20 protein-coding genes are annotated in these 23,820 nt (G+C 65.8%); 10 read left to right on the top strand and 10 right to left on the bottom strand.

Translation table 11 applies throughout. The features are described 5' to 3' along the window. Positions 1-206: 206 nt before the first annotated feature. The 4 genes from tilS to cysS all read right to left on the bottom strand — a co-directional run bounded on the left by tilS (position 207) and on the right by cysS (position 5,243). Positions 207-1,691, bottom strand: coding sequence for a tRNA lysidine(34) synthetase TilS (tilS, locus tag SB764_RS28500; protein WP_410865801.1), 1,485 nt, complete (start codon positions 1,689-1,691; stop codon positions 207-209). Between the two features lie 44 nt (positions 1,692-1,735). Next, positions 1,736-2,707, bottom strand: coding sequence for an acetyl-CoA carboxylase carboxyltransferase subunit alpha (locus tag SB764_RS28495; RefSeq protein ID WP_065060207.1), 972 nt, complete (start codon positions 2,705-2,707; stop codon positions 1,736-1,738). Between the two features lie 182 nt (positions 2,708-2,889). Then, on the bottom strand, positions 2,890-3,798 hold the full coding sequence (locus SB764_RS28490) for a DNA-3-methyladenine glycosylase family protein (RefSeq protein ID WP_065060208.1): 909 nt from the start codon (positions 3,796-3,798) through the stop codon (positions 2,890-2,892). Between the two features lie 47 nt (positions 3,799-3,845). After that, a complete protein-coding gene (gene cysS, locus SB764_RS28485; RefSeq protein ID WP_065060209.1) occupies positions 3,846-5,243 on the bottom strand; it encodes a cysteine--tRNA ligase in 1,398 nt (465 codons plus the stop codon). Positions 5,244-5,618: 375 nt separating this feature from the next. On the opposite strand from cysS, the gene SB764_RS28480 reads away from it, so the two are divergent. The 4 genes from SB764_RS28480 (at position 5,619) to SB764_RS28465 (ending at position 8,452) form a co-directional block, all read left to right on the top strand. Next, positions 5,619-6,326: a tetratricopeptide repeat protein gene (locus SB764_RS28480; protein WP_410865799.1), complete on the top strand. Its 708-nt coding sequence runs from the start codon at positions 5,619-5,621 to the stop codon at positions 6,324-6,326. A 63-nt stretch (positions 6,327-6,389) separates the two neighbouring features. After that, on the top strand, positions 6,390-6,971 hold the full coding sequence (locus SB764_RS28475) for a peptidylprolyl isomerase (protein ID WP_065060211.1): 582 nt from the start codon (positions 6,390-6,392) through the stop codon (positions 6,969-6,971). A gap of 164 nt (positions 6,972-7,135) precedes the next feature. After that, entirely contained in the window at positions 7,136-7,630 is a 495-nt protein-coding gene (locus SB764_RS28470) for a peptidylprolyl isomerase (RefSeq protein ID WP_065060212.1), read from the top strand. A gap of 24 nt (positions 7,631-7,654) precedes the next feature. Then, a complete protein-coding gene (locus SB764_RS28465) occupies positions 7,655-8,452 on the top strand; it encodes a UDP-2,3-diacylglucosamine diphosphatase (RefSeq protein WP_065060213.1) in 798 nt (265 codons plus the stop codon). Between the two features lie 100 nt (positions 8,453-8,552). Here SB764_RS28465 and cysE read toward each other — a convergent pair whose 3' ends face one another. Both cysE and SB764_RS28455 read right to left on the bottom strand, forming a co-directional pair. Further along, on the bottom strand, positions 8,553-9,425 hold the full coding sequence (gene cysE / locus SB764_RS28460; protein ID WP_065060214.1) for a serine O-acetyltransferase: 873 nt from the start codon (positions 9,423-9,425) through the stop codon (positions 8,553-8,555). A 238-nt stretch (positions 9,426-9,663) separates the two neighbouring features. After that, complete coding sequence (locus tag SB764_RS28455) at positions 9,664-10,479, bottom strand: RNA methyltransferase (RefSeq protein ID WP_065060215.1); 816 nt, start codon at positions 10,477-10,479, stop codon at positions 9,664-9,666. A gap of 407 nt (positions 10,480-10,886) precedes the next feature. Between SB764_RS28455 and SB764_RS28450 the strand changes: the two genes are divergently transcribed. The 4 genes from SB764_RS28450 to SB764_RS28435 all read left to right on the top strand — a co-directional run bounded on the left by SB764_RS28450 (position 10,887) and on the right by SB764_RS28435 (position 17,617). Further along, positions 10,887-11,687 (top strand): inositol monophosphatase family protein, encoded by an 801-nt coding sequence (locus tag SB764_RS28450; protein ID WP_074984457.1) that lies wholly within the window; start codon positions 10,887-10,889, stop codon positions 11,685-11,687. Between the two features lie 304 nt (positions 11,688-11,991). Continuing rightward, the gene (gene lplT, locus SB764_RS28445; protein ID WP_260178284.1) at positions 11,992-13,329 is read left to right on the top strand and encodes a lysophospholipid transporter LplT; all 1,338 of its coding nucleotides are present in this window, start codon (positions 11,992-11,994) and stop codon (positions 13,327-13,329) included. Between the two features lie 111 nt (positions 13,330-13,440). Next, positions 13,441-16,149 (top strand): DNA mismatch repair protein MutS, encoded by a 2,709-nt coding sequence (gene mutS / locus SB764_RS28440; protein ID WP_065060218.1) that lies wholly within the window; start codon positions 13,441-13,443, stop codon positions 16,147-16,149. Between the two features lie 73 nt (positions 16,150-16,222). Further along, positions 16,223-17,617 (top strand): hypothetical protein, encoded by a 1,395-nt coding sequence (locus SB764_RS28435; protein WP_321904583.1) that lies wholly within the window; start codon positions 16,223-16,225, stop codon positions 17,615-17,617. An 83-nt stretch (positions 17,618-17,700) separates the two neighbouring features. On the opposite strand, the gene SB764_RS28430 is transcribed toward SB764_RS28435, so the two are convergent. Continuing rightward, positions 17,701-18,246: a peptidylprolyl isomerase gene (locus SB764_RS28430; protein WP_065060220.1), complete on the bottom strand. Its 546-nt coding sequence runs from the start codon at positions 18,244-18,246 to the stop codon at positions 17,701-17,703. A gap of 32 nt (positions 18,247-18,278) precedes the next feature. Here SB764_RS28430 and SB764_RS28425 point away from each other — a divergent pair, with 32 nt between their 5' ends. Both SB764_RS28425 and SB764_RS28420 read left to right on the top strand, forming a co-directional pair. Further along, a complete protein-coding gene (locus SB764_RS28425) occupies positions 18,279-19,529 on the top strand; it encodes a JmjC domain-containing protein (protein ID WP_410865795.1) in 1,251 nt (416 codons plus the stop codon). Positions 19,530-19,760: 231 nt separating this feature from the next. Next, positions 19,761-20,036: a hypothetical protein gene (locus SB764_RS28420; RefSeq protein WP_074984450.1), complete on the top strand. Its 276-nt coding sequence runs from the start codon at positions 19,761-19,763 to the stop codon at positions 20,034-20,036. Positions 20,037-20,264: 228 nt separating this feature from the next. On the opposite strand, the gene SB764_RS28415 is transcribed toward SB764_RS28420, so the two are convergent. From SB764_RS28415 to SB764_RS28405, 3 genes are all read right to left on the bottom strand, one after another. Then, a complete protein-coding gene (locus SB764_RS28415; protein ID WP_074984449.1) occupies positions 20,265-22,505 on the bottom strand; it encodes an ATP-dependent DNA helicase in 2,241 nt (746 codons plus the stop codon). Positions 22,506-22,580: 75 nt separating this feature from the next. Then, positions 22,581-22,814 (bottom strand): DUF465 domain-containing protein, encoded by a 234-nt coding sequence (locus SB764_RS28410; protein WP_074984447.1) that lies wholly within the window; start codon positions 22,812-22,814, stop codon positions 22,581-22,583. Positions 22,815-22,896: 82 nt separating this feature from the next. Further along, positions 22,897-23,811, bottom strand: coding sequence for a hypothetical protein (locus tag SB764_RS28405; RefSeq protein WP_410865792.1), 915 nt, complete (start codon positions 23,809-23,811; stop codon positions 22,897-22,899). Positions 23,812-23,820 lie beyond the last annotated feature (9 nt).

Raw genomic sequence — 23,820 nt, 5'->3', positions numbered from 1 at the left:
GAACGCGAAAAAGCGGGCTGGACAAACGAGTTACCCTACCCGATCGAGGTCAAAATTACAAGACGAAAATGGTCTGCGGGAGGCAAAAAAGGCTTGTGCGGCAAGGATTTGCGGCGTTCGGTCCAGGGACTCGCGCACGAACTCCGGCGAAACGGCAAATTTGACCGCGACGCGCGGGCGCGTCACGCACGACGCGTTACACCTGATCACGCGATCGTCAGATCCTCGCGCCATTCGATGCGACGCCAACGCTGGCCTACCGCCGCAGCATCGCCCTCACCGCCTTCGCTTGCGCCGAACGCCGAGCGATTCACGCCGATGCGGGGCACGAACAACAGCGTCTCACCCGCGTAAAGCAGCGGCACGTCGCGCTCCCAGGCGGGCACGCCGTGCGATTGAAAAAGATTCTTGAGCGTGCGGCTCACGTTGGCCGCTTCGTCGCGCAGACGCTCGCCACCGGAACGCGCACGCGCAATCAGCGGCGTGCGCTGAAGCACGGTTTCGGGGACGGCGTCGGGATCGTCGGCGTGGGCGGGCGCGAATACGAAACTGCCGCGCCACGTCGGCAAACGCCACACTTCCTCGCCGCGCCAGTCCAGTTGCACGGGTGCGCGTACATTACCGTCGTCCATCGATTCCTCGCTGTCTGATGCGTTGCGTGATGAGCCAATTGATGAGATCGCGCCGCGCGCATCGCCCCAACTGACGAGTCCGCGATAACAGCGCAACGTGAAGCCCGCATGATCGACGCGCAACGCGTGATCGCCACCTTCGCCCTTGAGCGCGACCTCGCGCAGCTGACGCAAGGCATCGGCAATACGCGCTGTCGACGCCGCGGGCATGCCGCGCGTGCGCATCCAGTAGCGCAGCAGGTTGAGCGCGCGCGCGTCGTCGAGCGCGACGAGCGCTGCGTGCGACAGCGCGTCGCCGTCCGCCTGCGAGGCGTCGCGCAGATCGATGCGCGCGAGGTCGTCGAGTAGACGCTGCGCCGACGCCGCATGTGCCGCCGTGCGCGCGAGCGCCTCGCGAAAGCCGGGGAAATGCGCCGAGAGCGCGGGCGTTACGTCGTGACGCAGCGCGTTGCGCGCGTAACGCGTGTCTTCGTTTGATTCGTCCTCGATCCAGCGCAGATCGCAGGCGTGCGCGTAGCGCTCAAGTTGCGCGCGCAACAAATGCAGCAGCGGCCGCACGCGCGGCACCGCGCCCGACACGGCGCGCTCGGGCGCCATCGCGGCGAGGCCCGCCAGCCCGGCACCGCGCAGCAATTGCAGCAAAACGGTTTCGGCCTGATCGTCGGCGTGCTGGGCGAGCCAGAGCGACTGCGCGCCGTGCGCGGCGCACATCGCGTCCAGCGCACGATAACGCGCCTCGCGCGCGGCCGCTTCCACACCGGACGGATCGTCGTGCGCCACCTCCACGCGGCGCGCCTCGAACGCCACGCCATACGCGCGCGCCGTCGCCTCGCCGTGCGCGAGCCAGTGATCGGCATTCGGACTCAGGCCGTGGTGGACATGCAGCGCCACGAGACGCGCCGGCCCGACCGCGCGCACCGCCGCATCGAGCAGCACGGACGAGTCGAGCCCGCCGCTGTACGCAATCGCGATACGCGCGTCGTCGGGGAGCGTGGAAAGCACAACGCCGAGCGCATCGAGAACGATGCGCCCGGCGTCGGATGCGGGATGGTCGGTCAAGGCGTGACGGCGCGCGAGCGCCGGACGTTGATGACGGCGTGCGCTTACGCGCCCGGCGTCGTTTCCTTGAACTTGCCGTAGGCCATCAGGCGCTCGAAACGGCGGTCCTTCAGCTCGGCGATGCTCATGCCCTGGAACTGGCGCAGCGAGTCGGACAGCGCACGGCGCAGCAGCGCGGCCATGCCCTTCGGATCGCGATGCGCGCCGCCGAGCGGCTCGTTCACGATCTTGTCGATCAGACCGAGCGCCTTCAGGCGGTGCGCCGTGAGGCCCAGCGCTTCAGCCGCTTCGGGCGCCTTGGCGGCGCTCTTCCACAGGATCGACGCGCAGCCTTCCGGCGAGATCACCGAGTACGTCGAGAACTGCAGCATCATGACCGTGTCGGCGACTGCGATCGCGAGCGCACCGCCCGAACCGCCTTCGCCGATGATCGTCGTGATGATCGGCGTCTTGAGCTCGGCCATCACGTACAGATTGTGGCCGATGGCTTCCGACTGGCCGCGCTCTTCCGCGCCGATGCCCGGGTACGCGCCCGGCGTGTCGACGAACGTGAAGATGGGCAGGCCGAACTTCTCGGCCAGACGCATCAGGCGCTCGGCCTTGCGATAGCCTTCCGGACGCGGCATGCCGAAGTTGCGCGCAGCGCGCTCCTTCGTGTCGCGGCCTTTCTGGTGACCGATGATCATGCAGGCCTGGCCGTTGAAGCGCGCGAGGCCGCCGACCACCGAGAGATCGTCCGCGAACGAACGGTCGCCATGCAGTTCGTGGAAATCGGTGAACAGCTCATGCACGTAGTCGAGCGTGTACGGACGCTGCGGATGACGCGCGATCTGCGAAACCTGCCACGGACTCAGGTTCGCGTAGAGGTCCTTCGTGAGTTGCTGGCTCTTCTTCGACAGCCGGTCGATCTCTTCCGAAATATCGACAGCCGAGTCGTCCTGAACGAAGCGCAGTTCTTCGATCTTCGCTTCGAGTTCAGCGATCGGCTGCTCGAAATCCAGAAACGTGGTTTTCATGTGTTGGAATCCTTGCACTTTGCGGCAGCGCGTATTCTAACCGCGCCGGCCCGTGTCGAAATCGGCGCAGAACTATCGAATTGAGATAACGATAGGAAAATTCTGAAGGAACCAGGACAAATCAATCGGGGACGGAACTGCCACGCACCCCGCGCGCGGCGCTCCGCCCGATCGTCCCGGGCTTACGAAGGCTCGAGACTGCGCCACATATACCAGGTTGCGACGGTACGCCACGGCTCCCAGTTCGCGGCCACTTCACGCGCTTCGCTACGCGTAACGGGCTCGCCGCTGAAGTAATTGACGCTGATCGCCTGAATCAGGCCGAGGTCGTCGAGCGGCAGCACGTTCGGGCGCGCGAGATTGAAGATCAGGAACATCTCGGCGGTCCAGCGGCCAATGCCGCGGATAGCCGTGAGTTCGGCGATCACGTCCTCGTCGTCCATCGTGGTCCATTTGCCCACGTGCAGCGCGCCGGACACGAAATGCTGCGCGAGATCGAGGATGTACTCTGTCTTGCGCTTCGAGAGCCCGCAGGCCGCGAGCTTTTCGTGGCCGAGCTTGATGAACTGCTGCGGGACGAGCTTCGGACACGCGGCCTCGACCTTCTGCCACAACGCCTGCGCCGCGGCCGTCGAAATCTGCTGGCCGACCACCGAGCGCGCGAGCGTGACGAACGGATCGTCACTGCTCATCAGATGCACGGGGCCGAACTTCGGAATGAGCTTCTTGAGGATGCGGTCGCGCTTGACGAGGTCCGCGCAGGCCTTGTCCCAATAGTCGGGGCGCACCACCTCGGACTCGATGCCGCGCGCGGGCGCCGCCGCTGCATCCGCAGCGTCGCCATGCGCGCCTTCAGGCGACGCGGCCGGCATCGCGCCGACACCGTCGACGGCGCCATTGGCCTTCGCGCGCGTCTTGCCCGCGCCTTCCGGCGCCGTGCCGTTGAGCGCGCGCTTCTTGACGCCGTCCGTCTTCGCGACGTCGGCTTCCTGCTGTTTCTGAGCGCCGCGCGCGGCGCGTTTCGCCGCCTCGCCTGCCGCGCCAGTGAGCGACGCAGACCGCCTGGCCTGCGTCTTCGTGGCCGTTGCCATCCTGCCTCCTGCCTCGCGAATCGATCAGTGGAAACTGGACAGCCCGCTCATACGCGGCGCCACTCGGTCAATCCGCCCGGTTTGTCTTCGAGCGCGACACCGGCATCGAGCAGTTCGGCCCGGATCCGGTCCGCCTCCGCATACTGTTTCGCCTGCTTCGCGGCGACGCGTGCGGCAATCTTCGCTTCGATCGCGGCCACGTCGAGCGCGCCCGCGTCCTGCGCACCCGCGGCCTGCTGCAGGAACGCGCGCGGTTCGCGCACGAGCACGCCGAGCACGCGGCCCAGACGCTGCAGCTGACGCGCCAGCACCGTGTCGCGCGTGCGGTTCACTTCGCTTGCGAGTTCGAACAGCACCGCGATGGCGACCGGCGTATTGAAATCGTCGTTCATCGCGGTACGGAAACGCTGCGCGTACGCTTCGTTCCAGTCGAGCTCGCCGGCATCCGGCGTCACATCCTTGAGCGCCGTATACAGGCGCGTGAGCGCGTTGCGTGCGTCGTCGAGATGCACGTCGCTGTAATTCAGCGGCGAGCGGTAATGCGCGCGCGCCATGAAAAAGCGCACTACTTCGGCGTCGTACTTCGCCAGCACTTCGCGGATCGTGAAGAAGTTGCCGAGCGACTTCGACATCTTCTCGTTGTCGATCTGCACGAAGCCATTGTGCATCCAGTAATTGACGAACTTCTCGCCCGTCGCGCCTTCGCTTTGCGCGATCTCGTTTTCGTGGTGCGGAAACTGCAGATCCTGCCCGCCGCCATGAATGTCGAAATGATCGCCCAGCAGCGTGCAGCCCATCGCCGAACATTCGATGTGCCAGCCCGGGCGGCCACGACCGTATTTCGAGTCCCAGCTCGTGTCCGCCGGCTCTTCCGGTTTTGCCTGTTTCCACAGCACGAAGTCAAGCGGATCCTGCTTGGCATCGTTCGCCGCCACACGCTCGCCCGCGCGCAGGTCCTCGATGGACTTGCCCGAGAGCGCGCCGTAATGCGCGAACTTGCGCACCGCGTAGTTCACGTCACCGTCCGAACCTTGATACGCGTAGCCGTTCTTTTCCAGCATGCCGATCATGTCGAGCATCTGCGGAATGTACTGGGTCGCGCGCGGCTCGTGATCGGGACGCGCGACGCCGAGCGCGTCCGCGTCTTCGTGCAGCGCGTCGATGAAACGGTCGGTGAGCTGCTTGATGGTTTCGCCGTTTTCCACCGCACGGCGAATGATCTTGTCGTCGATGTCGGTGATGTTGCGCACATAGGTCACGTTGTAACCGAGCGTGCGCAGCCAGCGCTGCACGACGTCGAACACCACCATCACACGCGCGTGGCCAACGTGACAATAGTCGTACACCGTCATGCCGCAGACGTACATGCGTACGACGCCGGGCTCGAGTGGCACGAAATTTTGCTTGTCACGCGCGAGCGTGTTGTAGATGCGCAGTGATTCCATAAAGACGATGGATACGTGGGTCGAAAGAAATCCGCGGCGGCGCCGACAGCAGCCAGCGGGTGCGTGCGAAGCACCGCGCTCCTGGAGGCTGCGTACAGTCGCGCTCAATCAGTCATCAGGGCGGAGACGACCACGAGTGGCGAAAGAAAGCCTGGCGTTCAGCACAGCATCGCGCGCAATCTTGCGGGGCGACGACGCCTGCATGACGTTTGCGCGAAGTTTGCAATGTCGCTCGCGAAGCTGGCGCGCAACCGTTCCGGAACTTCCCGTAACCAGCCGGAACTGGCACCGAACCGGGCGCTGCGATTTCACGCGACGAAAACGCACAGACCTTTTGTTAGAATGGCTCGGAGTATAACACCGCGACCTCACCCTATGAAATCTTCCAGCGGCCGCGCGACACGCGCTGCGACCTTTGCGGCGGCGGCTCTCGCGAGCGTCGGTTTCGTTCTCGGCGGCCTGTCCGCTGCGCATGCGGCACCGCCCGCCACGGCCGACGGCACGCCCGGCGCGGACTCCGCCATCGCCCAGCACAACTGGGCTTCGGCGCTGAACGAACTCGACGCGCGCATCAAGACGAACCCGCGCGACGTGCAGGCGAAGTTCAAGCGCGCGACCATCCTCGCGCGTCTCGGCCGCGACGACGACGCGATCGAAGCCTTCACCGAACTCACGCAGAGCTACCCGGAACTGCCCGAGCCCTATAACAATCTCGCGGCGCTCTACGCGAAGCACGGCCGTTACGACGAAGCCCGCATCGCGCTGGAAACGGCCACGAAGGCGAACCCGTCGTACACGCTCGCGTGGGAAAATCTCGGCGACCTGTACCTGCGTCTGGCCGACGCGTCGTACCGCCGCGCCACCGCGCTCGGCCACACGAGCGGACCCACGCAGCAGCGTCTCACCGACATCGAGAAGATCGTCAATCCGCCGGCGGCGTCGAAGAAGGCGCGCGGCGAATCGGCGGCATCGGACGCAAGCACGACCAAACGCGTGGGGCCGATGCTCGACAATCCGGTGATCCAGTTCGGCGGCCCGACCGGGTCGCTCGCGATGCCGCCCTTCGTGGCGCCATCGAACTAAGCCGCAGCACGCCGCGCGCGGCGTGACTGCGACACGTTTTTCCCCGCACTTCCGAGGATACTCATGAAATGGTTGATGTTGGCGCTCGGTAGCGCCGCCCTGATCGCGAACGCACCCGCCTTTGCGCAGAACGGCCCGCAAGCCGCGCATCCGCAGGTGCTCTTCAAGACCAGTGATGGCGACATTCGCGTCGAACTCTATCCCGAGAAGGCGCCCAAGACCGTCGACAACTTCCTCCAGTACGTGAAGTCCGGCCAGTACAACGGCACGATCTTCCATCGCGTGATCCGCGGCTTCATGATCCAGGGCGGCGGCTACACCACGAGCTTCGTCGAGAAGCCCACGCGCGCGCCCATTCCGCTCGAAAGCAAGAACGGCCTGAAGAACACCACCGGCATGCTCGCGATGGCGCGCACGAGCGACCCGAATTCGGCGACGGCGCAGTTCTTCATCAACACCGTGGACAACGCCAACCTCGACTATCCGAATCCGGACGGCAACGGCTATGCCGTGTTCGGCAAGGTCACGCAGGGTCTCGACGTCGTGAAGAAGATCGAAGCCACGCCGACGACCTCGCGCGGCCCGATGTCCGACGTGCCGCAAACGAACGTCGTGATCCAGTCGGCCACCGTGATCGGCAAGTAAGCGCGCCAGCAGCGAGCAGGCAGCAAGCACCGCACACCCCACCATTCGTCGCGCGGCGCGGCGCCGGCACACGCGAAGGCAAACGCCCCGCCTCGTGCCGAAACCGCACCGCCCTCTCACCCCCGCCTCAGACACTCAGGCACCCACTGGCAAAGGATTCCATCATGGTCGAACTGCATACGAACCACGGCGTCATCAAGCTCGAACTGAACGCCGAAAAGGCGCCGAAGACGGTCGCTAACTTCCTCAACTACGTGAACAGCGGCCACTACAACGGCACGGTGTTCCACCGCGTCATCGACGGCTTCATGATCCAGGGCGGCGGTTTCGAAGCCGGCATGAAGCAGAAGCCGACCGAAGCGCCGATCGAAAACGAAGCCAACAACGGCCTGAAGAACGTGCGCGGCTCGATCGCGATGGCGCGCACCAACGACCCGCACTCGGCGTCGGCGCAGTTCTTCATCAACGTGGCCGACAACGACTTCCTGAACCACTCGTCGCCGACGCCGCAAGGCTGGGGCTACGCCGTGTTCGGCAAGGTCGTCGACGGCCTCGACGTGGTCGAGAAGATCAAGTCGGTCAAGACGGGCTCGAAGGGCTTCCATCAGGACGTGCCGGTCGACGACGTCGTGATCGAGAAGGCTGTCGTCGTCGAATAACGCAACAGGGCGCTCGCTTCATCGATGCTGCAGGACAAGGCACTCAGACACGCCGCCGCGGGCGTGCCCGGCGAGGGCAAGCGCCCTCACGCGGCGCGCCCGTTTCTCTTCATCTCGGACCTGCATCTGAATGAAGCGATTCCGCACACGGTCGCCGCGTTCGAACACTTCATCCATGTGACGGCCGATCAGGCCGACTCGGTGTTCATACTCGGCGACCTCTTCGAATACTGGATCGGCGACGACATGCTCGCCAATCCGTTTTTCGCGCGCATGGCCGCGTTGATGCACACGCTCTCCGAGCGCGGCATCGCGCTGTACATCATGCACGGCAATCGCGATTTCCTGATGGGCAAACGCTTCATGAAAGCGGCGGGCGCAATCTGGCTGCCCGACCCCATCGCGATCACCGCGTTCGGCACGCGCATCGCGCTCGCGCACGGCGACGCCCTGTGCACCGACGATCGTGGCTATCAGTTTTTCCGTAAATTCGCGCGCAACCGGCTGCCGCAACTGCTGTTTCTCGCGTGGCCGTATCGTTGGCGCATCGCGCTCGCGGAACGCGCGCGACGCGCGAGCGAGGAACGGCGCGACGGGCCGTCGCTGCCGAAATACGACGTGACGGCGAAAGGCGTCGCGGCGCTGTTCAAGCGCGCGCGCACGAACACGATGATTCACGGTCATACGCATCGGCCCGCGCGCCATCAGGAACCCGGCGGCACACGCTGGGTGCTGCCCGACTGGGATCTCGATCACGGCAAACCGCGTGGCGGTTTTCTGCGCGTGGACGCGGAAGGGTTCAGGATGTTGCCGCTCGATTGAGGGCGCGAGGCGCGAGAGATCGCACCGGATACGAAAACAGCCGCTTCAAGCGGCTGTTTTATTTGGTGACGCGAGCGATGATGGCGTCGATCGGAAACGCTCAAACGCGCGCGGTCGACTCGTCGCGCGACCGCGCCTGCTCCGCTTCGCGAGGCGCAGCGCCGCCCTCGAAACCCGCCGAAAGACGACGCAATTCGGCAAGCGCGGCATCGGCGCCATGCAGCGCTTCGAGGCGCGCGCCCAGACGTTCGAGCGCGACGACGATCGAATCGACGCGCTGCGTTTGCGTCGCCGCGTGATCGATCAAACCGTGAATAGCCAGCGACACCGGATCGTCGGCGTTCGGCGAAATGCCGTACGCGCAAAAGCCCTCGCGCGCGGCGGCCTTCGACGGCTGCGGCGACGCCTTCTCGTGCGCGGCCGCGGACCCGACTGCCGGCGCAACCGCGGGCACAACCGCCGGTACAACGATACGCGCCGGATTGCCCACCGCCGTCGCGCCTTCGGGCACCGGCTTCACGACCACGGCGTTCGAGCCGATCTTGGCCTGCGCGCCGACCGTGAATCCGCCGAGCACTTTCGCGCCCGCCCCCACGATCACGCCCGCGCCGAGCGTCGGATGGCGCTTCGCGCCGCGCGTGAGCGAGGTGCCGCCGAGCGTCACGCCCTGATAGATCGTGCAGTCGTCGCCGACTTCCGCCGTTTCGCCGATCACGACGCCCATGCCATGATCGATGAATACGCGTCGGCCGATGGTCGCGCCCGGATGAATTTCGATGCCGGTAAGAAAGCGCGCGAGTTGCGAGACATAACGCGCGAGCCAGCGGCGTTTCGCGCGCCAGCAGGCATGCGCGAAGCGATGCAGCACGAGCGCGTGCAGACCCGGGTAACAGGTGAGGACTTCCCAGGCGCTGCGAGCGGCGGGATCGCGCTCGCGGATCGTGGCGATATCTTCGCGAAGTCTCTTGAACATGGCTTTCACACGCTTCGAACGTGAGGAACAGGGGAACCGGCCGCGCGTCATCAGTGCGACGTCGCTGCGTGGCGCGCGCGGCTCGTGCGTGGTTTTAGGGAAAGTCGAATCCCTTAGCAGCCACGCTGATTTGCTTGTGATGTGCAGTCGATTGTAGGCGAAAGGCGCGCGCGGCCCCGGAAGTCCACGCGGCCATCAAGGTTGGACCCGCCAGCGCGCCGAAACCCGCCGCAGACGCCTACTTCGCGCCGTCCTTGCTCTTCAGGAGAATGTGCTTGGCGATGCCGCGCACGATGTTGACTTCCTCACGCTCGAGCCCCGAACGCGCAAACAGACGCCGCAAGCGCGACATCAGTTTCTTCGGATTGGCGGGATCGAGAAAATCGAGCGCGATCAGCGCGTTTTCCAGATGCACGTACATGCGCTCGATATCGTCGCTGGTGGCAAGCGGCGTCGCCGTTTCCTGCGCGCCGGCGGTCGGCAGCGCGACGCCCGGCGTCTCCGCGGACAGATACGCGAGCCGCAGTTCGTAGGCCAGCACCTGCACGGCCTGCGCGAGATTGAGCGAGCTATAGGCCGGATTGGCCGGAATGTGCGCGAGCGCGGTGCAGCGCTCGACGTCTTCATTCGACAGGCCGGTGCGCTCGTTGCCGAACACCAGCGCGATGTCGCCGTGCGCGACCTGGCGGCAGGCATCCTGCACCGCGAGACGCGGCGCGGCCGGCGGGGGTCCGTATTCGCGGGTGCGCGCGGTCAGCGCGAGCGACCAGGAGGAGCCGACGAGCGCGTCGGCGAGCGTCGGCACGATGTGGGCGGCGGCCAGCACGTCGTCGGCGCCGCTTGCCATGGCGACGGCCTCGGGATCGCAGTGCACCTGTGGTACGCGCGGCGCGACCAGCACGAGCCGCGAGAAGCCCATTGTCTTCAGCGCGCGCGCCGCGGCGCCGACGTTGCCCGGATGGCTGGGCTCGACCAGCACGAAGCGCGTGGACGTGAAACCGCCGCGCAGCGGCTCGTGAGCCGCTTCGGCGGCATGTGAATCGGGGTGCTCCAAGATGAATCTCGTACGGCGTGGTCAGTGAAGCGTGTATGTTAGCGCGGCTCGCGCGCCCGGCCTATTGGGGACGGCGCGGGGACGACGCAGCGACGACGCAGCGACGACGGCCGCGCGAGCCCCTGAGCCATTGCACCACCGCCCGCGCCGCGCCCATCCGAAGTCTCCCCGAAGCGGACCGGAAATCGGGTAAAATGCCAGATTCGCGCGCGTTTTCCGGTCAGTCGTGTGGCCGTAAAACCGGGTCCGCAAGACCGCCGCGCCCCGTTCTTATTCAATTCGTCTCCGTTGGCGGGACAGGTTCCGCGGCCGCTCGGCCCGCGCCCTGTCCAATCGTTAGACGCTTTATCTTTCGCACCACCGGTGCGCGTGCCGATGCGCGCGCCGGACAACAAGGATCCAGGCTCATGCATCCCATGCTCAACATCGCTGTCAAGGCCGCGCGCCGCGCCGGACAGATCATCAACCGCGCGTCGCTCGATCTCGACCTCGTGCAGGTCGCGAAGAAGCAGCACAACGATTTCGTCACGGAAGTCGACAAGGCGGCCGAAGCCGCCATCATCGAAACGCTCTCCACCGCCTACCCCGACCACGCGATCCTCGCCGAAGAATCGGGCGAATCGGCCCACGAGTCGGAATACCAGTGGATCATCGATCCGCTCGACGGCACCACGAACTTCATCCACGGTTTCCAGTACTACTGCGTCTCGATCGCGCTCGCACACAAGGGCATCGTCACGCAGGCCGTGGTCTATGACCCGACGCGCAACGACCTCTTCACCGCTTCGCGCGGCCGCGGCGCGTTCCTGAACGACCGCCGTATCCGCGTCGGCCGCCGCGACCGTCTCGCCGACGGCCTGATCGGCACGGGCTTCCCGTTCCGCGAAAAGGACGGCCTCGACAGCTACTGCGATCTGTTCGCCGCGATGACCAACGCCTGCGCCGGCCTGCGCCGCCCGGGCGCCGCCGCGCTCGATCTGGCGAACGTCGCCGCGGGCCGCATGGACGGCTTCTTCGAACAGGGCCTCAATCCGTGGGACGTCGCTGCGGGCGCGCTGCTCGTGACGGAAGCCGGCGGCCTGATCGGCAACTACACGGGCGACTCGGACTTCCTGCACGTCGGCGAAATCGTCGCGGGCAACCCGAAGATCTACGCGCAAATGGTGCCGATCCTCTCGAAGTACACGCGCATCAAGAAGGAAGCCTGAGCGCGCTGACGCCGTATCCGCGCTGCCGCCGCCTCGCATGAAGCCGTCAGGCGATTGCGAGGAACACTGCGGCGCGCAGCGGCCCGTGTCACAATCGGGCAAACTGGAAAAAGCAGGATCACGGCGACACAACCCGCGGGGAAAGCGGCGACACGGCAGCGCGAACACGCGCCGCACGACGCCCACCCGCCACATCAAGCGGCTTCGGCCGCTTTTTTCGTCGTGAATCCGAGGTTTTGGCGCGCCGGGTTCGCTCCTGTTGCGTCCCGGTTTCTTTCCATTGCGTTTCCCGCGCCGTGGTCGCCTGGGCCATCGAGCCGCCGTTCAACCGCTCCAACCCGCGATGAAAAAAGGCTTCTTCACGATCATCGCCGCGCAGTTCGTTTCGTCGCTCGCCGACAACGCACTGCTGATCGCGGCAATCGCGTTGCTCACGGTGATTTCGTCGCCGGCCTGGGTCACGCCGCTCCTCCAGATATTCTTCACGGTCTCGTACGTGCTGCTCGCGCCCTTCGTTGGCGCGTTCGCCGACGCGCTGCAAAAGCGCCACGTGATGTTCGTCTCGAACGCGCTCAAGGCCGCCGGCTGCATGCTGATGATCGCGGGCGTGCACCCGATGATCGCGTACGGCGTGGTCGGTTTCGGCGCGGCGGCCTACTCGCCCGCAAAGTACGGAATCCTCACTGAATTGCTGCCCGCCGAGAAACTCGTCGCGGCCAACGCGTGGCTCGAATCGGCGACCGTGCTCTCGACCATCGTCGGCACCATGCTCGGCGGCGCGCTAGTGTCGACCTACGCGCAGCGTTTCGTCCAGCACCATCCGATGCCGCTGATCCACTCGGCCGCCGATCTCGCGATGCTCGCAGTCATGATCACTTATGCGATCGCGGCGCTCATCAACGTCGGCATTCCCGATACGGGCGCGCGCTACGAGAACCGCCTCAAGGAACCGGCGCGGCTGGTGGGCGACTTCGTGCACTGCTTCAACGTGCTCTGGGCCGACAAGCTCGCGCAGATCGCGCTGTGGGTCACGACCCTGATGTGGGGCGCGGCCGTCACGCTGCAACTGCTGGTGCTCAAATGGGCCGACGCGAACCTCGGCCTCACGCTCTCGAAGGCCGCCGTGATGCAGGGCGTGACGGGCCTCGGGATCGCGCTCGGCGCGGGCGCGGCGGCGGCCTGGGTGTCGTTGCGCGCGTCGCTGCGCGTGCTGCCCGTGGGCGTGCTCTGCGGCGTCGTGGCCATGGCGATGGCGTTCTACAGCAAGAATCTGTTTCCGGCCGGCGAAGGCCTGCGCTTCGGCACCTTCGTGCTGCCCTTTTATCTGCTGTTCGCGTATCCGCTGATGATCGCGCTCGGCGCGCTCGCGGGCTTTTTCATCGTGCCGATGAACGCCCTGCTCCAGCATCGCGGCGCGACGCTGCTGTCGGCGGGCCACTCGATCGCCGTGCAGAATTTCAACCAGAACCTCGCCGTGCTGATGATGCTCGGCGCCTATGCGCTGCTGCTCACGGCGAAAATGCCGGTGCAATGGATCATCGTCGTATTCGGCGTGTTCGTGTCCGGCATGATCTGGCTCGCCATGCGACGCAGTGCCGCGAACGCCCGCACCGTGGACCTGCAGGCGCTCGTCGACGAATGAGCGCGCACCGCCTGACGGGATGACGCGCGCATGCGCTGGCCATCCGGCCAGGTTCACGCGCCTCCCGCGCGGGTTACACTCACGCCCTGAACCTTAAGCAAGACACCGAGGATGGCTACACACACCGCAGGCGCAGCCGACATCGCGCAACACACTCCCATGATGCAGCAATATCTGCGCATCAAGGCCGATCATCCGGGCACGCTGGTGTTCTACCGGATGGGCGACTTCTACGAGCTGTTCTTCGAAGACGCGGAGAAGGCCGCGCGCCTGCTCGACCTCACGCTCACGCAGCGCGGCGCATCGGCGGGCAATCCCATCAAGATGGCGGGCGTGCCGCATCACGCCTGCGAGCAATATCTCGCCAAGCTCGTGAAGCTCGGCGAGTCGGTGGCGATCTGCGAACAGATCGGCGACCCGGCCACGTCCAAAGGGCCGGTCGAGCGCAAGGTCGTTCGCGTGGTCACGCCCGGCACGCTGACTGACGCCGCCCTGCTTTCCGACAAGAACGACGTCTATCTGATGGCGGTCTGCCCCGGTCACAACCGGCGCGGCGCGACCGTCAACGTCGGTCTCGCGTGGCTCAATCTGGCAAGCGGCGCGCTGCGCCTCGCGGAAGTCGCCCCCGAACAGGTCGCGGCGGCCTTCGAGCGCATCCGTCCCGCGGAAATTCTGGTCGCGGAAATGCCGGCGGAGTCGTCGGGCTGGGCGCCGCCTTCCGCAGGATCGGGCACCACGCCGGGCGCGCTGACGCGCGTGCCCGCCTGGCACTTCGACGTCGCGTCGGGCCGCCAGCGTCTGTGCGATCAACTCGACGTCGCGAGCCTCGACGGCTTCGGCGCGCAGACGCTCACGAGCGCCTGCGGCGCGGCCGGCGCGCTGCTGCTTTATGCAGCGGCCACGCAAGGCCAGCAGTTGCGTCACGTGCGCAGCCTGAAAGTCGAAGCGGAGTCGGAATATATCGGCCTCGATCCGGCCACGCGGCGCAATCTCGAACTCACCGAAACATTGCGCGGCACCGAGTCGCCCACGCTGTGTTCGCTGCTCGATACCTGCAGCACGACCATGGGCAGCCGTTTGCTGCGCCACTGGCTGCATCATCCGCCGCGCGACGCGGGCATCGCGCAAACTCGCCAGCAAGCCATCGGCGCGCTGCTCGACGCCCCGCCGCCCGCCAGCGTGGATGCGCTGCGCAGCGCACTGCGCCAGATCGCCGACGTCGAACGCATCACCGGTCGCCTCGCGCTGCTGTCGGCGCGTCCGCGCGACCTGTCGAGCCTGCGCGACACCTTCGCCGCCCTGCCCGCGCTGCGCGAGCAAGTCGCGGCGGCCGGCGGCGCATCGTCGTCGCTCGCCCGCATCGTCGATCTGCTCGATCCGCCGCCCGAATGCGCCGAACTGCTGCATCGCGCGGTCGCGCCGGAACCGGCGGCCATGATCCGCGACGGCGGCGTGATCGCGCGCGGCTACGATGCGGAACTCGACGAACTGCGCGACATGTCCGAGAACTGCGGCCAGTTCCTGATCGATCTCGAAGCACGCGAACGCACGCGCACGGGCATCGGCAATCTGCGCGTCGAATACAACAAGGTACACGGCTTCTATATCGAAGTCACGCGCGGCCAGACCGACAAAGTCCCCGACGACTATCGCCGCCGCCAGACGCTGAAGAACGCCGAGCGCTACATCACGCCCGAACTGAAAACGTTCGAGGACAAGGCGCTCTCCGCGCAGGAACGCGCGCTCGCACGCGAGAAGGCGCTCTACGACGCGCTGCTGCAATCGCTGCTGCCGTATCTGCTCGATTGCCAGCGCGTGGCCGCCGCGCTCGCCGAACTCGACCTGCTGGCCGCGTTCGCGGAACGCGCGCGCGCGCTCGACTGGGCCGCGCCGTCGTTTTCCGACGCGCCCGGTATCGAGATCGAGCAAGGCCGGCATCCGGTGGTCGAGGCGCAGGTCGAGCAGTTCATCGCGAACGACTGCGTGCTCAACGCGGACCGCAAGCTGCTGCTGATCACCGGCCCGAACATGGGCGGTAAGTCGACGTTCATGCGCCAGACCGCGCTGATCGCGCTGCTCGCCTACGTCGGCAGTTACGTGCCCGCGAAGCGCGCGCGCTTCGGTCCGATCGACCGCATCTTCACGCGGATCGGCGCGGCGGACGACCTCGCGGGCGGCCGCTCGACCTTCATGGTCGAAATGACCGAAGCCGCGGCGATCCTCAACGACGCCACGCCGCAAAGCCTCGTGCTGATGGACGAAATCGGCCGCGGCACCTCGACGTTCGACGGCCTCGCGCTCGCATGGGCGATCGCGCGCCATCTGCTGTCGGGCAACGGCTGCCACACGCTGTTCGCCACGCACTACTTCGAACTCACGCAACTGCCCGCTGAATTCGCGCAGGCGGCGAACGTGCATCTCTCGGCGGTCGAGCACGGTCACGGCATCGTGTTCCTGCACGCCGTCAGCGAAGGTCCGGCGAACCAGAGTTACGGCTTGCAGGTCGCCCAACTCGCGGGCGTGCCCAATTCGGTGATACGCGCGGCGCGCAAGCATCTCGTGCATCTCGAGCAGATGTCGGCGGGCCAGCCCACGCCGCAACTCGATCTGTTCGCCGCGCCCGCCGCCGCGAGCGACGACGAATTCGACGCCCCGAAACACTATGTCGAAGATGCGCCGCAAGCCGAGGAAGATCCGGCGGCGGCGCGCGTGGCGGAGCGGTTGCGTGCCATCGATCCCAACGAGCTGCGTCCGCGCGACGCACTCGATCTGCTGTACGAACTGCATGAGCTGGCCACAGCGCCGGACGCCAAACGCTGAGCGTCGCCCTGCGACGCCGCCGCGGCCTGCCCTACGAGGCCGCGGGCGGCTGCATTCGCGCTATCTGAAAAATATGCACGGCAGGTGGCGCGCTTCGGTGCGGGCGTGGCGTCTGAGCGCACTGCGGTTCGCGGTCGGTGCGGTCGGCGCATTCACTGCACTCGCCGCGCTCATCGCGCTCGCGCTGCCGGGCCTGGCCTGGGCGCAGCCGCAATCGGCCGCGTCCTCGCAGCGCTATTCGTTCGCCGTGCTCGCGAACGTCGTGACCGAGCCCGGCGACGAAGGCACGCTGCAACGTCTCGTCGATGCCATCGGGCGCGATCCGCAAATTGCCTTCGTGGTCTACGACGGCAATCTCAAAGGCCCGCGCGAATCGTGCGCGGACAACCTGTACGAGCGCCGCCACGCCTTGCTCTCGGCATCGCGGCCGCCGCTCGTGTTCGTGCCCGGCCAGCGCGACTGGGCGAACTGCGGCATGAACGGCAGCGGCGCCTGGGACCCGGTCGAGCGTCTCGATTTTCTGCGTCAGAATTTTTTCGGCGACAGCAATTCGCTCGGCGAAAATCCACTGACGCTCACGCGCGAAAGCGAAGTGTCGCGCTTCCGGCCGTATCGGGAAAATGCGCGCTGGCAAACCGGCGACACCGTGTTCATCGCGCTGAACGTGCCCGGCGACAACAACCATTATCTGAACGCAGGCGGGCGCAACGGCGAATTCGAAGACCGCGTCATCGCCAACGGGTTCTGGCTCGAACACGCGGCCGAATACGCACGGCGGCGCAACGCGCGGGCCATCGTCATCTTCATGCAGGGCAACGCGATGCCGGAGCACTACGAGCGACCCGAGCGCTTCGCGTGGCTGCGTTTCCGCCGCGCGCAACGCGACGGCTATACCGAATTGCGGCGCAGCCTCATCAAGGCCGCCGAGACCTTCCGTGGGCCGATCGTGATCGTCAACCCGGACGAAACGCGCCTCGCGCGCGGCTTCGCGATCGATCAACCCTTGCGCACCGAAAAGGGCGTCAGGATTGCAAACGTGACGCGCATCAGCCTCGCGCTGCGCGATCCGCTCACGCAATGGCTACAGATCGACGCAGACATGACGCGCCGCACGCCGCTACGCATCAGCGTGCGCGACGTACCGAAACATCTGCCGCTCCTGCCGCCGCAGGAACCGCCGCCGATGCCGGGCAGCAACGCGTCGCCTGCCGTGCCGGACATGCCCGAGGTGTCGTCGATGCCCGACGTCACCGAAATCCCCGGTATGCAGCAAGCGCCGGACGTCAACAACGCCTACGGTGTGAATGGCATGCCCGCCACCCCGGCCAGCGGCGCATCGATGCCGCCGGACTGGCAAGGCGCGCCGTCCACGAACGCGCCGGGCGCCCACACCGCGCCGCTCCAGCTTGCACCGCCGTGGGTCGGTCACGGCGCCTCACCTGCCAGCAGCGCGGCGCCCGGGTATTGAACGAGCGAACCGCCGCGTCGCCGAATCCGCGCGTAAACGAAAAACGCCGGCCCTGAGGCCGGCGCGTCGACTGATCGGCGAGATCAGTGCAGGGTAGGTTTCGACTCGGCTTCGTCGCCGTCGTCTTCCTCGTCTTCGTCGATGACTTCGAGACCATCGGCGCCGTGCGCGTGCTCGTGCTCGATTTCGTCTTCCGTCGCCTGACGCACTTCCTTCACGCTCAGCGAAAAACGCAGGGCCATGCCGGCCAGCGGATGATTGCCGTCGAGCACGACCTTGTCTTCTGCGACGTCGGTGACCGTGTAGATGAGCGCGTCGAGATCCTCATCGCCTTCTTCCGGCGTGCCTTCGAACTGCATGCCGACTTCGAGCGGTTCAGGGAAACGGGTGCGCGGCTCGATCTTCACGAGTTCCGGATCGTACTCGCCAAACGCATCCTGCGGCTCAAGCTGGATCTGGGTCTCGAAGCCCGGCTCCTTGCCGTCCAGCACTTCCTCGATCTTGGGGAACGTGCCATCATAGCCGCCGTGCAGATAGACCATCGGCTCGTCGCTTTCCTCAATCAGATTGCCCTGCGCATCCGATAGCTTGTAAGCGACCGACACGACGGTGTCCTTTGCAATTTTCATTCGATCCTCCAGATTACAGACCACATTATACGATGCCCAAGCGGTCCCCTGACCACGTGGAGGACGCGCGCAAGCAGCGCGCCCCCTCCTCCGCGGCACGCCCCGCGCCCGACGCACCCACATCGTTGCTGGGCGGCCTGAGTCCGGCGCAGTTCATGAAGCAATACTGGCAGAAAAAGCCGCTCTTGATCCGCCAGGCGATACCCGGCATCGAGGCGCCGCTTTCGCGCGACGAGTTGTTCGCGCTTGCCGACAGCGACGACGTCGAATCGCGCCTCATCACGCATTTCCGCAAGCGCTGGTCGCTCGAACACGGCCCGTTCGGCGCCGACGAACTGCCCACGCCGAAAACGCGTCAATGGACGCTGCTCGTGCAAGGCGCCGATCTTCACGACGATCGCGCCCGCGCGCTGCTCGAACGCTTCCGTTTCGCGCCCGACGCCCGTCTCGACGATCTGATGATCTCGTATGCGACCGATGGCGGCGGTGTCGGCCCGCATTTCGATTCCTACGATGTGTTTCTCCTGCAGGTGCACGGCAAGCGCCGCTGGCGTATCGGCGCGCAGCGCGACCTGTCGCTGCAGGAAGGCATGCCCCTGAAAATTCTCGCGAATTTCGAACCCGAGGAAGAATGGGTGCTGGAGCCTGGCGACATGCTCTATCTGCCGCCGCACATCGCGCACGACGGCGTGGCCGAAGGCGAGTGCATGACCTGCTCGATCGGCTTTCGCTCGCCTTCCACGTCGGAGCTCACGAATCAGTTTCTTTACTGGCTCGCCGAACGTGGCGCCGACGACGCCGCGCAGCCCGGAGCGAAGGGCGGCAAAAGCGCGCTTTACCGCGACCCGGATCAGCCCGCCGTGGCGCATCCCGCGCAATTGCCCCCGGCACTTGTGGAGCGCGTTGCGGCCGTGCTTGCTAAAGTGCGTTGGAGCGATGGCGATGTGTCGTCGTTCGTGGGCTCGTACCTTTCGGAACCGAAGGCCAATGTGGTCTTCGAAGCCCCCGAAAAACCCCTCGACGAGGCCCGTTTTGTTGCGCGCGCCGCGAAAAGCGGGATAAGACTCGACCGCAGGACGATCCTGCTTTACGATGCGCGGTCGTACTACCTGAACGGGGAACAGTACTTGCTCAGAGAAGCCCGAAAGTGGCTGCCGGCCTTGGCCGACAACCGCTTTCTGGATGGGAAACGCTTTGTAACACTCTCACACGATTCGTGTGTGACAGCGTTACTACACGAATGGTATTGTGCGGGCTGGATACGGACCGGGGAGCTTGCGTAAGCGCTTCGGACTGTTATACCGTACTAATATAGTGCTTGTATGAGAAAGACAACGTATTGTCCCCGGATTTGTCGACGGTCGATACGAAAGTGCCTATAATTTCCGCCCAGGCCGTAGGGAAGATTCACGCTCTTGCAGTGCATCTCCACCAGCGGCTCAGGTCGGTGTTGGGGCACATTACCGGTATTATTTTGCGCTGTTGCTTACCTTTAACCATAAAAGGACGTGATCATGAAGAAATCCCTCCTCGTAGCATCCCTGCTGGCAGCTGTTGCACTCGCTGCGTGCAACAAGAGCAGCGACCAAGCCGCTGCGCCGGCTAGCGACGCAACGGCTGCTTCGGCACCGGCTGCTGCCGCTTCGGACGCTGCTGCTGCTGCTTCGGGCGCTGCTGCTGCTGCGAGCGACGCTGCTGCTTCGGCTACGGCTGCTGCTTCGGACGCTGGCGCTGCTGCTTCGGACGCAGGCGCTTCGGCTGCTGCTCCGGCATCGGGCGCAAGCCAGTAAGCTGCATTCGCACGAGGCCCGTGCCGAGCTTCGGCTCCAGCGGGCATCGCTGCGAACCGCGGTGCAGCCTGACGACATCGCCAGTCGCACAGCGGGCAAGCAAAAAAGCCACGAACGCAAGTTCGTGGCTTTTTTGTTTCCCCTATCGAGATATCGAGACTTTCTTCATGCGCCGCGCATGTAACAAGCGCGACGCATCTGCAAGCGCGTATTACGCGCACAGCCTGTTCAGCTCGCTTGCGCGCCCTCTTCTTCGCCATCGAAGAACGCCTTGACGACTTCGATTTCGCGCGTGCGCTTGAACGGCGGCAGACTTTGCCAGATGCGACGCCCATAGGGCTTATCGACAAGACGCGTATCGCAGATCATCAGCACGCCGCGATCGGTCTCCGCGCGAATCAGGCGGCCCGCGCCCTGCTTGAGCGTGATCACCGCTTGCGGAAGTTGATGTACCGCAAAAGGACTCAAGCCTTTCTTGGTCAGCGCATCGAGTCGCGCGGCCAGCACGGGATCGTCGGGCGGCGCGAACGGCAGCTTGTCGATGACGACGAGCGAGAGCGCATCGCCGCGCACGTCCACACCTTCCCAGAAGCTCTGGCTACCCACCAGAATCGCGTTACCGTAAGCGCGGAAGCGTTCGAGCAATTCGGTGCGGCTCGCGTCGCCCTGCACGAGCAAGGGCGTGTTCCAGCCGCGCGCCTCGATCGTGTCGCGCAGCTTCGCGGCGATGCGATCGACCGCGCGCAGCGTCGTGCACAGCATGAACACACCGCCACCCGATGCCTCGATCGCCGGCAAGGCCGCATCGAACACGGCGTCGGTGAATTGCGGCGACGACGGCTGCGGCATATTGCGCGGCACGTACAGCAAGCCCTGCTCGGGATAATCGAACGGACTCGGCAAGGTCATCGAACGGCGCGAGCTCAAGCCCATTTGCGCCGCGTAGTGCGTGAAGTCGCCGCGCACCGACAAGGTCGCCGACGTGAAAATCCATGTGCGCGGCACGCCCGCGCGCTGCTTCGCGAAGATCGGCGCAACCGAGAGCGGCGTCTCGTGCAACTGCACCGTGTGCGAGAACACTTCGACCCAGCGGACCTTTTCGTCGTCGCTCGGGTATTCTTTGGCGGCTTCGCCCTCGCCTTCGGGCTTGCGCGCCGGCTCGGCCACTGCGGCGCCGGTCCAGCCCGCGAGAATGCCCTGCAACTCGCGTGCGCGACGCAGGCACGTACCCAGCGATTCCGCACGCTCAGCCTGACCGGCAAGCGCCGTCGCGAGCGTGCCCAGTTCGGTCTGCAACGCGTCGAGTGCGTCGAAAAGCGGATGGTCTTCCGGCAACTGCGTGATCGACAGCCGCAGCGAATCTTCCTTGAACGCGAGCCGAACGTCGCGCGCGGCGCGTTCGACACCGGCGGCCAGTTTCACCCACTCCACCGCATCGCGCGCATGCGCCAGGCCTTCGGCGACGCAATCGCGCGCAAGTTCGAGGAACTGCGCCGTCGAGAGCGTCTCGCCGAAGAACAGCGTGGCGGTTTCAGGCAGTTGATGCGCTTCGTCGAAGATGATCGTGTTCGCGCTCGGCAGCAATTCGGCCATGCCGGTGTCGCGCAGCATGATGTCGGCGAAGAACAGATGGTGATTCACCACCACGATGTCGGCCTGCTGCGCTTCGCGGCGCGCGTGCATCACGAAGCAATCCTTGTAATGCGGACACTCCTGGCCGAGGCAGTTGTCGCGCGTCGAAGTGACCATCGACCACACGGCCGCCGTCTCCGGCACGCTCGCGAGTTCGGCCTTGTCGCCCGATCGCGTGATCTTCGCGAAGCGGATGATCTCTTGCAGATACGAGGTTTCCTGGCGCGACGGCAAACGGCCGTTGTCGGCCGTGCGTTGCAGGTAGTAGTGGCACAGGTAGTTCGAGCGGCCCTTGAGCATCGCGACGCTCACGGGCACCGCGAGCGCGTCGCGCACGGTGGGAATGTCGCGGGCGAAGAGCTGATCCTGCAAGTGCTTCGTGCCCGTGGAGACGATCACCTTGCCGCCCCACAACATGGCCGGCACGAGATACGCGTAGGTCTTGCCCGTGCCCGTACCCGCTTCGACGATCAGCGTGTTGTCGCCCGAATCGGCACGCGACGCTTCGTCGCCATTCGCGGCAGCCGGCGCGGGTGCGCCGCGTTCCAGACGGCGCGCCGGACGCGATTGCAACTCGAACGCGGCGGGATCGGGCTGCGCCTGAGCGGCGGCTTCCATCGCCGCGGCCACGGCACTCGCCATCTCGATCTGCGCGGCACGCGGACGATAGCCGTCGATCTCGCGCGCGAGCAAGCCGTCGGCGGCAAAGAGTTCCTGGAGTTCGGCGGCGCGACGCGTGCTCAGCGCGGGCGATGCGGCTTGCGCGGCGCGAGCGTCACCAGCCTGCGCGCCGCCATCGCGTGCAGGCTGGGTTCGGGAAACGGTCGTTGAATTCAAGGCAAGCGGTTCCTGCTCGGTCCTCGAGGCACAGCCCGACTGCGGCCGCGCCCCGGCGCCTGCCGGGACCCGGAATCAGGCGTGCCCGTTCGAGGTCTTCGTTGAATCGGGGTCCAGCTGCAGTTGCAGCAGGATGATGTTGTCCTTGAGCTTGAGCTTGCGCCTCTTCAGCTTCTGCAATTCGAGATCGTCGAAGTCCGACGTCTCGCAGAGCCTCTCGATCTGACGATTGAGATCGCCGTGTTCCGATTCCAGTTGCAGAATGCGGTCACGAAGGACCTCGCCTTTGACTTCACGATGCTCGCGCATGCTCGCCTCCTCGTCATGATCGGCGCGCGCCGTGCGAAGGGTCGCGCGCCTGAGGTTGCTGACCGGCTGAAAAAGCGTGGTGCTACTGGCCCTGCGATTGCTGTTTTTGTTGCTGTTGCTGCTTTTGATCCTGTTGCTGCTTCTGTTGCGCCTGCTGCTGCGCCTTCTCGGCCGCCTGTTTCTGACGCGCTTCGACGTCGGCCTTGTGCTTCGCCGCTTCGTCCTGCTTCTGCTGGAAGCGTTCAGCCTTCTGGTTGCGCTCCTGCGCCTTCTGCTGACCTTCGGCGCGCGCCTGGTCGAGCTGCTTCTGGAAATCCGATTGCTTCTTGTCGTACGCAGCCTGGTTGGCCGCGCGTTGCGACTGGGCCTGTTCGCCCTGACGCTGCGCCTGATCCAGCGCGTGCTGGCGCAGCTTGTCCTGATACGCCTGCTCGTTCGCGGCGCGCTGCGGCGCTTCGGCCTGGCGCTGCGCCTGATCGAGCTCGTGCTGACGCTGCTTGTCCTCGAACGCCTGCGCGCTCTTCGCCTCGTTCGCGGCGCGCTGCGGTGCGTCCGCCTCGTCGCGCGCGCGTTGCAGGGCGGTCTGCTCATCGCGGCGGCGCGCGTTGTCGGCGCGCTGCTCTTCGTCGAGCTGCAACTGTTTCTGGCGGATGTCCGCCTGCACCACGCGCATCGCGTCGCGCGCCTTGCCCAGACAGTGATTCACGAAGAACGTGTCGTAGCAGTCGTGCTGCGCCACGCCATAGCGATAGTTGTTCTCCGCCGTGCGCCGGTCGAGCACCTTCTGACGCGCGGCAAAATCGTTCTGCACATCGGCGTTCGTTGCACCCGATGCCGCGATCGCAGCCGAAGCCGGCAAGCCCGCAGCCGCCGCGCCCGAACCGATCGGACCGCCCACTTCCACCGGGCTCGCGATTTGCGCGCCGCTAGCCGCGGGAGCGCCCGACACCGCCTGCTGGGCGCCCTCGTCTTCCGCGAGGGCCGGAACGTTCGCCATCGCCAGCAA

Origin of the sequence: Paraburkholderia sp. SIMBA_027 (assembly GCF_046535315.1) — a bacterium.
Lineage (GTDB): Bacteria > Pseudomonadota > Gammaproteobacteria > Burkholderiales > Burkholderiaceae > Paraburkholderia > Paraburkholderia tropica.
Note: the sequence above shows the minus strand (reverse complement) of the source record. Positions and strands in the feature narration are given on the sequence as shown.